The sequence below is a fragment of the Duganella phyllosphaerae genome, from assembly GCF_001758785.1.
Classification (GTDB): domain Bacteria; phylum Pseudomonadota; class Gammaproteobacteria; order Burkholderiales; family Burkholderiaceae_D; genus Rugamonas; species Rugamonas phyllosphaerae.
The window spans coordinates 35,203-48,241 of the sequence record NZ_LROM01000052.1 but is presented as its reverse complement, the minus strand read 5'-3'; the positions used below and the strand labels follow the sequence as shown (position 1 = coordinate 48,241).

At 62.8% G+C, this 13,039-nt stretch carries 11 protein-coding genes and 1 pseudogene; 7 read left to right on the top strand and 5 right to left on the bottom strand.

Going from position 1 to position 13,039, the window contains the following annotated elements; all coding sequences use genetic code 11:
* Both DUPY_RS28310 and DUPY_RS04810 read left to right on the top strand, forming a co-directional pair.
* Positions 1-897 (top strand): YDG domain-containing protein (locus DUPY_RS28310; RefSeq protein ID WP_229255242.1); only part of this gene is annotated, 897 nt, incomplete at its 5' end.
* A gap of 34 nt (positions 898-931) precedes the next feature.
* Entirely contained in the window at positions 932-2,599 is a 1,668-nt protein-coding gene (locus DUPY_RS04810) for a ShlB/FhaC/HecB family hemolysin secretion/activation protein (protein WP_229255241.1), read from the top strand.
* Positions 2,600-2,713: 114 nt separating this feature from the next.
* Here DUPY_RS04810 and DUPY_RS04805 read toward each other — a convergent pair whose 3' ends face one another.
* The 3 genes from DUPY_RS04805 to DUPY_RS04795 form a co-directional block, all read right to left on the bottom strand.
* Complete coding sequence (locus tag DUPY_RS04805) at positions 2,714-3,691, bottom strand: serine hydrolase (protein ID WP_070246699.1); 978 nt, start codon at positions 3,689-3,691, stop codon at positions 2,714-2,716.
* A gap of 209 nt (positions 3,692-3,900) precedes the next feature.
* On the bottom strand, positions 3,901-4,122 hold the full coding sequence (locus DUPY_RS04800) for a TOBE domain-containing protein (RefSeq protein ID WP_070246698.1): 222 nt from the start codon (positions 4,120-4,122) through the stop codon (positions 3,901-3,903).
* An 83-nt stretch (positions 4,123-4,205) separates the two neighbouring features.
* On the bottom strand, positions 4,206-5,228 hold the full coding sequence (locus DUPY_RS04795; protein ID WP_070246697.1) for a sulfate ABC transporter substrate-binding protein: 1,023 nt from the start codon (positions 5,226-5,228) through the stop codon (positions 4,206-4,208).
* A 206-nt stretch (positions 5,229-5,434) separates the two neighbouring features.
* Between DUPY_RS04795 and DUPY_RS04790 the strand changes: the two genes are divergently transcribed.
* Positions 5,435-5,983 carry a GNAT family N-acetyltransferase gene (locus DUPY_RS04790; RefSeq protein ID WP_070246696.1) on the top strand — a complete coding sequence of 183 codons (549 nt, stop codon included), beginning with the start codon at positions 5,435-5,437 and terminating at the stop codon, positions 5,981-5,983.
* A gap of 7 nt (positions 5,984-5,990) precedes the next feature.
* Here DUPY_RS04790 and DUPY_RS04785 read toward each other — a convergent pair whose 3' ends face one another.
* Positions 5,991-6,797, bottom strand: coding sequence for a class II glutamine amidotransferase (locus DUPY_RS04785; protein ID WP_071651584.1), 807 nt, complete (start codon positions 6,795-6,797; stop codon positions 5,991-5,993).
* 151 nt (positions 6,798-6,948) lie between these two features.
* Between DUPY_RS04785 and DUPY_RS04780 the strand changes: the two genes are divergently transcribed.
* The 4 genes and pseudogenes from DUPY_RS04780 to DUPY_RS04765 form a co-directional block, all read left to right on the top strand.
* Entirely contained in the window at positions 6,949-7,806 is an 858-nt protein-coding gene (locus tag DUPY_RS04780) for an EAL domain-containing protein (RefSeq protein ID WP_070246694.1), read from the top strand.
* Between the two features lie 654 nt (positions 7,807-8,460).
* Entirely contained in the window at positions 8,461-9,186 is a 726-nt protein-coding gene (locus DUPY_RS04775) for a YcbK family protein (RefSeq protein WP_229255240.1), read from the top strand.
* A gap of 57 nt (positions 9,187-9,243) precedes the next feature.
* Positions 9,244-9,687, top strand: a complete 444-nt coding sequence (locus DUPY_RS04770) for a hypothetical protein (protein WP_070246693.1) — start codon at positions 9,244-9,246, stop codon at positions 9,685-9,687.
* 120 nt (positions 9,688-9,807) lie between these two features.
* Positions 9,808-12,000 (top strand): annotated as a pseudogene (locus DUPY_RS04765) (putative bifunctional diguanylate cyclase/phosphodiesterase); the annotation flags it as partial.
* Here the strand turns inward: DUPY_RS04765 and DUPY_RS04760 are convergent.
* Positions 12,000-13,037 (bottom strand): hypothetical protein, encoded by a 1,038-nt coding sequence (locus tag DUPY_RS04760; RefSeq protein WP_070246691.1) that lies wholly within the window; start codon positions 13,035-13,037, stop codon positions 12,000-12,002. The pseudogene DUPY_RS04765 and the gene DUPY_RS04760 sit on opposite strands and share 1 nt — an antisense overlap.
* Positions 13,038-13,039 lie beyond the last annotated feature (2 nt).

Here is a 13,039-nt window from a genome sequence, read left to right as displayed (position 1 = left end):
GCCGGCAACTACGTGGTGCTGCAACCGACCGGCCTGAGCGCAACCATCAACAAGGCCAACCTGGCGGTCTCTGGCATTGCAGCGCTGGATAAAACCTATGACGCCACCACCGCCGCGACCCTGAGCGGCACTGCTGCCGTGGCCGCACTGGGCAGCGACAGCGTGTCGGTGACCGGTACCGCCGTGGGCAGCTTTGCCAGCAAGGACGCCGGCGCCGGCAAGGCGGTGACAGTGACTGGCTATACCTTGTCCGGCGCCGATGCCGGCAACTACGTGGTCACCCAACCGACCGGCCTGACAGCGAACATATCGCGCGCGGTAATCACGGTCAGTGGCATCACTGCAGCTAATAAAACTTTTGATGGCACCACTGCGGCCTCCGTCAGCACCGCCGGTGCTACGCTGGCAGGCAGGTTTGGTACCGATGACATCACGATGGTGTCAAGCGGCCAGTTCTCCAGCGCAGCCCCTGGTCTCGGCAAGACGGTCAATTTGAGCAGCACATTTGGCGGCGCCGATATTGGAAACTACGTTGTTACCGAACAATCGCAGGCATTTGCCAATATCACAGGCGGACCGGTAGCTGTGCCTGACGTGCTGCCGCAGCAGGTTCAAAATACGGTAACGCAAGTGCAAACTTCGTTGCTGCCGCCCCAGGCGTCGGCGCAGCCGCAAGTATTGAGCCTGTCGTCGACACTGGTGGTACAGCAACTGGCTGACAACGGCAGTACCGGAAACACCGGCAGCACCAGCAACGGGGACGATGCGAACGAACAGGACTCCTCGGGCCTGCCGTTAATCAATACGGTTACTGCATTCGGCCCGCCCGTGCCGACGCTTAAAATTCAAAATGGCGGCATGCGGTTGCCCCTCGTAGCTACCAGCAGCAAGGAATGAAGCAGATATGAATCCAGTTCCCAAACAGACTCTCATGATGAAACCCTTGTTCGCGGCGCTGTTGCTTGCGTCGCTAGACGCCAATGCACTCGGTCAGCAAGTGCCGACCAATGCCGGGTCGATACTGCAACAACTGCAGCCTTCCATTCCTGTGCCTGCGCAGCCGCCGGCGCCGACCCTCGAGGTCAAGCCAAAAAATGAAATTGGTGTGCCGCCGTCGCAGCCAATACAGGTGAATAAATTGCGTATCGTAGGCAATACTGCTTTTTCGACGGAAACGCTGCATGCCCTGGTTGCCGATCAGGAAGGCAAAAGCCTGACGCTGGCGCAACTCGAAGAACTGGCCGGGCGTATTACGGCGTTTTATCAAGCTCGTGGATTTCAGGTGACCCGCGCTATCATTCCCGCACAGTCGATCACCGGCGGTGTGGTTGTCATACAGGTTGTCGAGGCACACTACGGCAGCATCCGGCTCAACAACCGCACTGAAGTCAACGATGCTGTTCTTGGCGCGGTTCTCGCATCCCTCGGCCGCGGGGACTTGATTGCCGATGACGAGCTCAATCGCACTTTGCTGCTGTTGTCGGATGTGCCAGGCGTGGCCGTCAATGCGGTGCTAAAGCCGGGAACGGCCGTTGGCACCTCCGACCTCGACGTCGAGGCGCGTCACATTCAGTCGGCGCCGGCCAATTTTTCGCTCGACAATTATGGCAACCCCTACATCGGCCGTACCCGCCTGAGCGGCAACTTCAATCTCGTCAATCCGCTTCACGCTGGTGATATTCTGAGCGCCAATCTCACCACCACCGGCGACGGCATGAGCTATTTTCGAGCCGCATATGACACGCTGCTCAACGGCCAGGGTAGCAGAATAGGCACTGCTTTCTCGGCATTGCGTTATAAGCTCGGCGGCGCAGCCCGTACACTCGATGCTCATGGCACGGCATCGGTTGGCAGCGTCTGGGCAAAACATCCGTTTATTCGTACCGCGGAATATAACCTGTACGCTCAACTGCAGTATGAAGCCAAGAAGTTGCGCGATCGTGTCGATGTTGGAGCACTCCGTACCGACCGCCATCTCCGAAACTGGGTCGTGAGCGTCAACGGCGATCAGCGCGACAGCCTGTTGGGCGGCGCCATGAGCACCGCGTCGCTGAGCTGGACGCGCGGACGCCACAGCTTTGACGACGCCGGCGCTGCGGCGTCCGATGCAGTTACCGCGCGTGCAACCGGCGCCTTCTCGAAGTGGAATATTAATCTTGTCCGCCTGCAGGGATTGACCCCGCGCACTGCGCTGTATTTCAGTTTGACGGGCCAGTGGTCCGACCGCAATCTTGATTCTGCCGAGAAGATGGCCGCCGGCGGTCCCTATACGGTCCGTGCTTATGACATCGGTGCGCTCTCCGGTGACACCGGCTATGCCGCCAGTATGGAATTGCGCCATGAACTGGGACGGCTGTGGCTTGGGACATGGCAGGCGCAGGCCTTTATTGACAATGCGCATGTCAAAATCAACCGTCAGCCTTGGAGCGGCAATCAAAACAGTGGCTCGATGTCGGGCGCCGGCGTCGGAATGAACTGGATCGGCCCCGATCAGTGGCGTGCCAGCGCTTCAGTGGCAACCCGGCTCGGGGCAGTGCCTGCCCTGCTGGGCAAGCAGTCTTCAGCGCATGCCTGGCTAATGTTGAGCAAGGGTTTCTGAACGATCAATTGTCGGTGTGCAGATCTGCTCCAGGCAAAACGGCCCGTTCGAACAATCGAACGGGCCGTCAGCACGAGACGTTGGACACCAGAACCGGGCCGATGTCGTTTTGTCCTACATCTCTCGACTGGTCCGTTTCGACGCTTTTACCGCTGCCGCCTGCTTCTTGGCTTTTACCGAGGTCTTGACGATCCTGGCCTTGCGCACCGGCTTGGCCTTGGCCGAGGCCTTGACCACGCGCGGCTTCTCGGCCTTGACCTTGGCCGACGCCTTCAGCATGCGCGGACGCTCGAGCGAACGCGCTTCCGGTCCCACGATCAGGCGGCGAATATTGACCGCGTCGGTCAGGCGCGCCGAGTTGGCCTTGGCGTTGAGCAGCACCAGGGTGTTGTTCTTGCCGCCGCTCTTGAAACGCATGATCAGGCAACGGCCCGCTTCTTCGGTGTAGCCGGTCTTGGACAAACCGACATCCCAGCCCTTGGCGCCGACCAGGCGGTTGGTGTTGTGGTACTCGACGTCGCGGCCCTTGATGTGGATCAGGTCCTTCTTGTCGGTGGTAATGCGGGTAATTTCCGGGTACAGCGAGGCAGCATGCGCCATCTTGACCAGGTCGGTCGCGGTGGAGCGGTTGTGCGGCGACAGGCCGGTAGGCTCCTCGATCACGGTATTGTGCATGCCGAGCAGGCGGATCTTGGCGTTGACGGCGCGGCGGAAGCCCTCCATGCCACCAGGATAAGTGCGGGCCAGCGAGGCGGCAGCGCGGTTGTCGGAAGACATCAGCGCCAGTTGCAGCACGTCGGCACGCGAGATGGCGGCGCCGACCGGCACCCGCGAGGTGCTGTGCTTGAGCATGTCCACGTCGGTGCGGTCGATTTCGATCGCTTCCTTCATGTCCGGCTTGGAATCGAGCACAACCATGGCGGTCATCAGCTTGGTCAGGGAGGCAATGGGTACTTGTACGTCGGCATTCTTTTCGAGAATGACTTTGCCGGTGTCGTCTTCGACAACCAGCACTGACTGTGAACCGAGCGGCACTGCCAGGGCGGCGGCAGTAAACGTACTCAGCAAGACAGCAACAATTTTCTTGAGCATGTTCGGTAGTATCGGTATGGGGTGTAGGGTGGAACAGAGGCGTCGTGGGACGACGCAGCACATCGCCAGGCGGCAGAACACCACTGGCTATGCGGCAACACTGAGGATAGACGATAACATTAAAGTGGTTTCTCGTCTATCGTGCGTAACTCGCGGATTCAAAAAAGCCCCGGGCACGCGGCGCGAGGCTTTCGATGGGGCAAAAAAAGTTAGTTGCTGATCTTGGCAATCGACACTTCCGTCGATTTCACCAGCGCGATCACTTCGCTGCCCACCTTGAGGTCGAGGTCATGGATCGACCGCGAGGTGATCACCGAGGTGACGATGCCGTGCTGGGTTTCCACGTCCACTTCCGAGACCACCGGTCCGAAGATGATTTCCTTGATCTTGCCGCGGAACTGGTTACGTACATTAATTTCAGAAATGGCCATCGCGTTTCCTTTGTGTGGTGGAGGTCTACACACCCAGAGTAAGCTCGACGGCCGCTTTCGTGAACGAATGGTTCCGACTATCGTTATTTGGTCTGGTAGATCTTGTCGAACTCGCCGCCGTCGTCGAAGTGTTTCTTCTGCGCCGCTTTCCAGCCGCCGAACACGTCATCGATGGTAAACAGGCTGATCTGGCGGAAATTGGCGTTGTACTTCTTGAACGCCGCTTCCGAGCGCGGACGGAAGTAATGCTTGGCGATGATGTCCTGGCCCTGGGGCGAGTACAGGAAGTTCAAGTAGGCGGTCGCTTCCTTGCGGTAGCCTTTCTTGTCCACCACCTTGTCGACCACGGCCACCGGCGATTCGGCCAGGATCGACGACGATGGGTATACCACGTCGAAGTTGCTGCCGAACTCGGCGCGCACCAGGTTCACTTCGTTTTCAAACGTCACCAGCACATCGCCAATGCCGCGCTGGGTGAAGGTGGTCGTGGCGCCACGGCCGCCACCGTCGAGCACCGGGACGTTCTTGAAGATGCGGGTCACCAGTTCGCGCGCCTGCGCTTCGGTTCCCTTGTTCTTGACCACCGAGCCCCAGGCGGCCAGGTAGGTGTAGCGGCCGTTGCCCGAGGTTTTAGGGTTGGGCACGATCACTTTCACGCCGGGCTTGGCCAGGTCGTTCCAGTCCTTGATGCCTTGTGGATTGCCCTTGCGCACCAGGTACACCATGGTCGAGTAGAACGGCGCGGCATTGTTCGGGAATTTCTTGTTCCAGCCGGGCGCCACCACGCCGCGATCGACCAGCAGGTCGATGTCGTTGGCCTGGTTCATGGTGACCACGGCCGCTTCCATGCCGTCTGCCACCGAGCGGGCCTGCTTGGACGAACCGCCGTGCGACTGGTTGATGTTCACGGTTTCGCCGGTGCTTTTCTTGTACTCGGTCACGAAAGCGGGATTGATCTCCTTGAACAGCTCGCGCGCCACGTCATACGACGCGTTCAGCAATACCGGCGTGGCGGCGCTGGCCTGCAGCGGCAAGCCGAGGACCAGCGCCGACGTGGCCAGTAATGAAGTGATAAAGAAACGGCGGGTCGTATTCTGAGTGGTCATAATGGCTTTCTTAATGAGATTTGGTAATAAGGAACACCGTCATGGTGTAAAACTTCATACAGAAAAGAAAGGAATATTTCGTAATATGCTTAGAAACCCCGCCGAGGTGCGCGCAAACCTCAATCTGCCGCTTGGTGTATAGTCGCGCTCAAGCACGGAGAAGCCGTCAACGCTTCTTTTGCTATTGGAATGTTTTGTGAGCATACATGAGTCTTGAAATACATAGCCCCCAGGTCCGCGTGGCGGTGGCGGCAGACGCGGAAGCGGCGTGCAATGTGTTGCGCCGCTCCATCGCGGAATGCTGTGAATTGGATCATAAAAATGATCGCGCCATCCTCGACGCCTGGCTCGGCAATAAAACACCGCAAATGGTCGAGAGCTGGTTTGTCTCGTCCACCAATTTCTGCGTGGTGGCTGAACAGGACGGCGTCGTCGCCGGCGTTGCGCTGCTGACCGGCGCCGGCAAACTGGCGTTGTGCTACGTGCTGCCCGAAGCCCGCCGGCGGGGCCTCGGCAAGGCCATGCTGGCGCGGGTGGAAGAGCAGGTGCTGTGCTGGGGCATGAAAGCATTGCAGCTGCATAGCACGGCCACCGGCCAGGGCTTCTTTGCCAGCCGTGGTTACACCGACGCCGGCAAGGTCCGCTCGCCGTATGGCGTGGAAACGGTGTTCTTCTGGAAACAACTCGATACGTCCGGCGATGCCGGCGCGGATGCGACCAAGCGCAAACGCTTCTGCAACTGCAATTCCGACTAATAAATTTTTAGTAACTGAACGCCAGCTCCTGGCGCCGGCACCGCACCGGCGCCGCACCCACCGCCTCGCCTCCCACGAACAGCGCCAGTTCCCCCGCTTGCAGCTTGATCCAGCTTTCGTTGGAGGTCAGCGGCTGGGTGGCGATGACGGCGATGCGGTCGTCGAGATGGTTGTGCTGGGAGAAATCGATGGCCAGGTCGCAATCGATGAGTTTGGCCACCGAAAACGGGTATTCGCGCACCACGTAGTGCAGGTCGGTGCTGCAATGGGCGAACAGCAGTTCGCCGTTCGACAGGATGAAATTGAAGGTGCCGTGCGCGGCGATTTCGCCGGCCAGCATGGTCAGCGCGGCGTAGAGCACGTGGCGCGGCGGCTGCTGCCCGAAGCGCAGCGCCAGGCCCGACAGCAGGTGGCAAAAAGCGCGTTCGCTGTCGGTGTCGCCCAGCGGCGAATACAGGCTGGGGTTCGGATCGAAATTCACCAGGTTGCCGTTATGGGCGAACGACCAGGTGCGGCCCCACAGCTGGCGCGTAAACGGGTGGCTGTTTTCCAGCGCGATGCGGCCCTGGGTGGCCTTGCGGATGTGCGCCACCACGTTCCTGGCCTTGACCGGCTGCTGGCGAAATTGCAATGCCAGCGGCGAGTCGATCGAAGCCAGGTGATCGGTCACCAGCCGGCAGCCGTCGGCGGTGTGGATGGCCACGCCCCAGCCGTCCCGATGTTCGCCGGTACGGCCGCCGCGCTCGGCGAAGCCTGCGAACGAAAAATCGACCGCTGCCGGTTTGCTGCTGTTCATGGCTAGGAGCTGACACATGGCATACCAAAATCAATGAGATGAACAACGATAGCGGGCGCACTGTTGGGCTGAAAGGAATGTTTTGGCATATCCATAGCTGAAAGCATTCGTTCAGCTTTGCCGGGCGCACGCCTACGCTGTCGGTATTGTGTCGTTGCCGAGGATTTCCATGTCATTCCCTATCTTGCAAAAATACCTGACGCGCCTCTCCGGCGCCACCTGCGCTGCCGGCGCCGCCGGCGAGACCTCGAGCATCTGGCTCGATCACGAGGGCAGGGCGCAGGGCCGGTTTTTCAATTGCACCATGAGTAGCGCCTTCCAGCCGATCCGGGCGCTGGACAGCGGCGCGGTTGCCGCTTACGAGGGGCTGGCGCGCAGCGTCTCGGCCCAGGACCGCGGCTTGTCCCTGTGGAAGCTGCTCGACCACGCGGCCAGCGACAATGAGTCGATCGAACTCGACCGCCTGTGCCGCATGCTCCATTCGATCAATTTCTTCCGCCAGGCCGACAGTGCGCCCAATGCGGCGGCCGACCTGTACCTGAATGTGCATGACCGGCTGCTCAGCGCGGTGAGCAGCAACCACGGCCACGCCTTCCGCCGCATACTCGATGCGCTCGAGTTGCCGCTGGCGCGCGTGGTGCTGCAATTGCCGGTCGCCACGCCGCAGCAGGGCTGGCTGCTCAACTATGTTTCCGACAACTACCGCCGCAACGGCTTCCGCTTTGCCGTCAACGTCGACAGCGCGCAGGACGCCATCGGCATCCTCGACCGCTTGCGGCCAGACGTATTCAAGTTCGATACCCGGGTGCTGCACTATACCGACGGGCTGCTGGCGCTGTTGCGCCGCACGCAAGAGGCCGGGGTGGCCGTGGTGTTCAAGCGCATCGAGAGCGACCAGGCGCTGCAAACCCTGCGCGAACTGGGCGCAGCGGCCGGGGCGCCGCTGCTGGGCCAGGGCTATCTGCTCGACGAACCGAGCGCAACCCTGGCCGGCGCGGCACCGCAACCGCAAGCCGCCGCAGCCTGAGCCTGAGACCGCCAACCTGCACGGTGCGCAGCTGCCATCGCAAGCCGCCGCAGCCTCGGATCGCCAATCCGCACGGTGCGAAGCCCCCACCGCAGGCCGCCGCAGCCAGGGACCGTCAATCCGCACGGTACTAAGCCGCCACCGCAGGCCGCCGCAGCCAGGGACCGCCAATCCGCACGGTGCTAAGCCGCCACCGCAGGCCGCCGCAGCCAGGGACCGTCAATCCGCGCCGTGCGAAGCAGCACCACAGTCCGCCGCAGCCTGGGCCGCCAATCCGCGCCGGGCGAAGCAGCCACCACATCCAGGGACCGCCAATCCGTCATCCCCGCGAAGGCGGGGATCCATAGAAGCGTTGATCAGTGACCGCTTCGCAGCAAGCCAACGGCGCGTGGGCTCAGCATGGATCCCCGCGTTCGCGAGGATGACGGTTCTGATGGCGTTGGCTAGCGGGTGACTTCACCAGACGCCCGAACCTTGCAGGAGACTTAGCATTGCCTTAATTCTCGCTTAAGACTTGTCGATTCCGGTCTCCGAGGCAGTAAATCGATCCGTGCGCGCTTTTTTATTTCCCCCTGCATCAGTTATAGTGCCCCTATCACTTATCACGGATGTACCATGGCTTCGCGCAGAGATTTTTTACAGCAGGGTTTCGGAATGACGGCAGCGAGCGTGCTGGCGCTGCCATTGATCGGCTGCGGCACCAGCAGCCCGCGCCAGACCACCACCGCCGCCGCCAAACCGCCCAAAGCGGTAACGCGTCCAACCGGTCCGGCGATCATCACCGATTCGAAGACCGCGTCGGCCATGCCGCACGCATCGCAGCAGTCGGCGCCCTCGGGCAAAAGCAGCGAGCTGGCGCCGCCGCCCGACATTTTCGACGCCCAGGCGCTGGACCTGGAATTCTGGCTGCGCCCGCGCACCATCGAGGTCTATCGCCCGGCCAGCAACGAGCGCGCCAAGCTGCTGTACTGGCGCGACGGCGAAGTGATCGACTCCGCCTACCAGGACCTGTGCCACCTGCTGCGCGACGTCAACGGCAAGGAAACCGCCAAGATCGACCCCAAGCTGTTAGAAACCCTGTGGGGTGCGCAAGCGTTCGTGCGCCGCTTCGGCATCGACACGCCGCTGGAAATCCTGTCCGGCTACCGCACCCCGGCGTCGAACCAGAAATTGCGCGAAGCGGGCGTACCTGCCGCGCGCCAGTCGCTGCACATGGTGGGCCGCGCTGCCGACATCCGCATCGTCAACCTCAACGAGGAAGTGCTCGGCGGCCTGGTGAAAAGCTTCCGCCAGGGCGGTGTTGGTTTCTACTACCGCGGCGGCCCGCGCGGCGGCTGGATCCACGCCGACACCGGCCTCAATCGCACCTGGAAGGGCTGACGGCGGCGCCGTCGATCGGGTACACTGGCGCCTTGGTGACCGCACAGGAAGTTCAGATTGAACAAGCAAGACCAGCAAGACCATCAAAATCAGCAAAACAGCAGCGAGCGCCCGCGCTTTCGGCCGGTGCCGTGGAGCGGCCTGGAAACCCCGGCCGACGTCGAATTGTGGATCGCCGAACATAACCTGAGTCTGCAGGAACACATCGCCCCGCACGAAACCGGCTACGGCGTGTGCTTCACGCTCGACGCCGGCGGCGAAATCTATTTGCACACCACCCAGGACGGCGCCCTGATCCTCGATGTCACGCCCGAAGCCGAATGGGTAGCGCCGCTGATCATGGCTGCCGCCAACGTGGCCGACGCGCCGCCCGGCTCGATCTGGGTGCTGCCCGACGACAAGCTGATCCAGTTGATGATCGGCCTGTCCAGCCTGATCGCCAGTTCGATCCTGGTCGTCGGTCACAACTTCGGCCGGCGCCGCATGGGCGCGGCCTGGTAATGGCGCGCTGACAACGGTTGCAGCGTGACTGTAACGAACAATTGATGTTTTCTCGACATCCCTTAATGACAATGCTAGGCTAGTTCCAAGTCGTTCCTGGAAGCATGGCAAAGGGAGAGTATGCAGAAAGTCACCATCGATCAGCGGCGTGCGCCGTTGATGTCCGGCGAGCAAGCCGGCCTGTTACCTGGTTTTGCCGTATTGCCGCAGCCGCCTGCGGCCGGCTCCTTGGCCCACACTGCCCAGGCCGACGCCGACGCCGAACAGTCGTTCTTCGACGAGTTGTACCTGCTGGCCCCGGTCGGCTATTGTGTGCTGGGCCTGGACACCACCATCCTGCAAATGAACGTGAGCGGCGCCGAGCTGTTGGGCGTGCCGCGCAGCAATCCCGAGCGCCTGGCGCTGCGCCATTTCGTCGCGCCGCGCTTTCTTGACGACTTCGACCGCTTTGTGCGCGCCGCCTTCAATCACGCCGCGCCGCAGCGCTGCGACCTGCAACTGGCGCGCGGCGCCAACGTTCACCAGCAGGGCGTGGCGATCACGCTGCGCGCCTGCGCCGAGCGCAGCGGCCAGGCGCTGCGGGTGCAGCTGGAACCGGCCGAAGGCAAGCTGGCCGCGCTCGAGCGCAGCGAGGAGCGCTTGCGCCGCATCGTTCATTGCGCCGAGGAGGGCATCTGGGAAATCGATGCCAACGCCCGCACCAGCTTCGTCAACCCCAAGATGGCGCACATGCTCGGCTATGCCATCGAAGACATGCTCGACCAGCCGCTGGTCGCCTTCATGGACGATGAAGGCCGCGCCATCCTCGAGCGCAATATTGCCAGCCGCCAGCGCCGGGGGGCCGAGGCCGAGCGCCACGAATTCAAGTTCCTGCGCCGCGACGGCGGCGAGCTGTGGGTCACGCTGGCCACCAACCCGATATTCGATGCCACTGGCGCCTACCTGGGCGCACTGGCGCTGGTGTCCGACATCACCGACAGCCGCGCCTCCGCCGAGCTGATCTGGCAGCAGGCCAATTTCGATACCCTGACGGCGCTGCCCAACCGCCACATGTTCCAGGACCGGCTGGGGCAAGAGGTGAAAAAGGCGCGCCGCGAAGGCACCTTGCTGGCGCTGCTGTTCATCGATCTCGACGGCTTCAAGCAGGTCAACGACACGCTCGGCCATGACCAGGGCGACGCGCTGCTGGTCGAGGCGGCGCGCCGCATCGCCGCCTGCGTGCGCGGCACCGACACCGTGGCGCGGCTGGGCGGTGACGAGTTTACCGTCATCCTCACCGCGCTCGAGAGCATGAACGGCGTCGAGCGCATTGCCCAGGCCATCGTCACCCGTTTGCAGGCGCCGTTTGCGCTGGGGGCGGCCAATCCGGCGGTTTCGGCCAGCATCGGCATCTCGGTATTCCCGGCCGACGCGGTCTCGCCCGAGGACCTGGTGCGCAATGCCGACCAGGCCATGTACGCGGCCAAGCAAAGCCGGCGTTGCCGCTACAGTTATTTCACGGCCGACCTGCAGCAGGCGGCGCAGGCGCGCCAGCAGGTCACGCTCGATTTGCGCGCTGCGCTGGCCCACGGCGAGCTGGAACTGCATTACCAGCCGATCGTCAACCTGCGCACCGGCGGCGTCCAGCGCGCCGAAGCGTTGCTGCGCTGGCGCCATCCGCAGCGCGGACTGCTGGCGCCGGGCGACTTTTTACCGTTTGCCGAATCGGGTGGCCTGATGATGGAGATCGGCGACTGGGTGTTCCGCCAGGCTGCGCGCCAGGCGCGACTGTGGCAGGACGAGATCGGCGCCGGCTTCCAGGTCGGCATCAACCAGTCGTCGGCGCAGTTTCGCGGCGACGCGGCGCTGTACGCGGGCTGGCTGCGCTACGCGGCCGAACTGGGGCTGGCGCCGCGCAGCCTGGTGCTCGAAATTACCGAGCGGGTGTTGCTGGACAAGAACACGCAGGTGGCGGACCGCTTGCGCGAGTTGCGCGAGATGGGCGTGCAGGTGGCGCTCGACAACTTTGGCACCGGTTATTCGTCGCTGGCGCACCTCAAGCATTTCGGCATCGACTTGCTCAAGCTCGACCACAGCTTCATCCAGCACCTGGCCAGCGACAGCGGCGACCTGGCCATGTGCGAGGCGCTGATCCTGATGGCGCACCGGCTCGGCTTGCGGGTGGTGGCGGAAGGGGTGGAAACAGCGGCGCAAAGCCATTTGCTGGAACTGGCGGGATGCGATTTTGCCCAAGGATATATCTATGCGCAGCCGATGGCTGCGCCCGAGTTCACCGCGCTGGCGCAGCGCGGCCTGAAAACCATGATCGGTTCCTAACGCAGGCGCAACAGCGATACCACCCGTTCGCGGCTGATTCCCGACAACGCCGACGTGATCGACAACAAGGACTGGTAGCCGGGCTGCTGGGCGGTATCGACAAACTTGTCGGCCACCAGTTCCATGCCCTCGGTGGAGATGTTCGGCGCCGTGCTGCTCACGCGCGCATTGGCCTGGCCCAGTGCCGAGCGCACCGAGGCGATCGATTTTTCCACCTGCGCCAGCGCTTGCAGCACTTGCTGCAAGGTCGCGCGCAAACCTTCGGCGTCGCTGGTCTGCCAAGTGTCGGGTTCGATGACAGGGGTTTCCGGCTCGGCGCGCAGGCGGTTGAGCTGGCCGGCAGGAAAGCGCTGGCCGTTGCCCTGCACGGCCAGGCTGTCGCGGATGGCCGCGAACTCGTTTTCCGCTGCCGAAAATTCCAGTTGGCCATCTTCGGCCAGCTTGACGCGCACGCCGGCCGGCGCCAGCGCATCGTCGAAGCGCAGGGCGATCTGCTGGTCGTTCATGCCCGGTTCCAGCACCACCGAGCGCAGGTTCTGGCCGCCCAGCGACAGCGCCAGCACCTCGCGTCCGCCCTGGCGCAGATTGGCCACGTTCATGCCGCGCACGGTAAAGCGGGTGCGGGTGTTCTCGTTGCTGAAATTGAGCTGGGAGTCCAGTGTACCGCCCGAGGCCACCGACCGGCTGCGCCAGGTGTTGCCGAACTGGCGCACATTGCTTTCCAGGTTGCCGTCGGCGCGCTGGCGGTTGGCCAGGCGTGCGCTGAGGTCGGCCTTCAGGCTGCGCAGCTGGCCAGCACTCTGCTCGAGGAAATCGAGCGCCTGCTGGGCGCCGGAAATGTCGCGCTGGAGCGGCTGGTCCCAATTGTTGAGGCCGCGCCGCAGCGGTGCCGCAGCGGTGGGCGTGGGGTTGACCGGCGTGGCAGTGGCTGCTTTCTCGCCGTTGAGCCCGAGGGCGGTGCCGTCGACCGCGCTGGCATTGCCGCCATTGCCGGCGACAATGACGGGGGGAGTCGATGGTGACGGGATTTGCATGG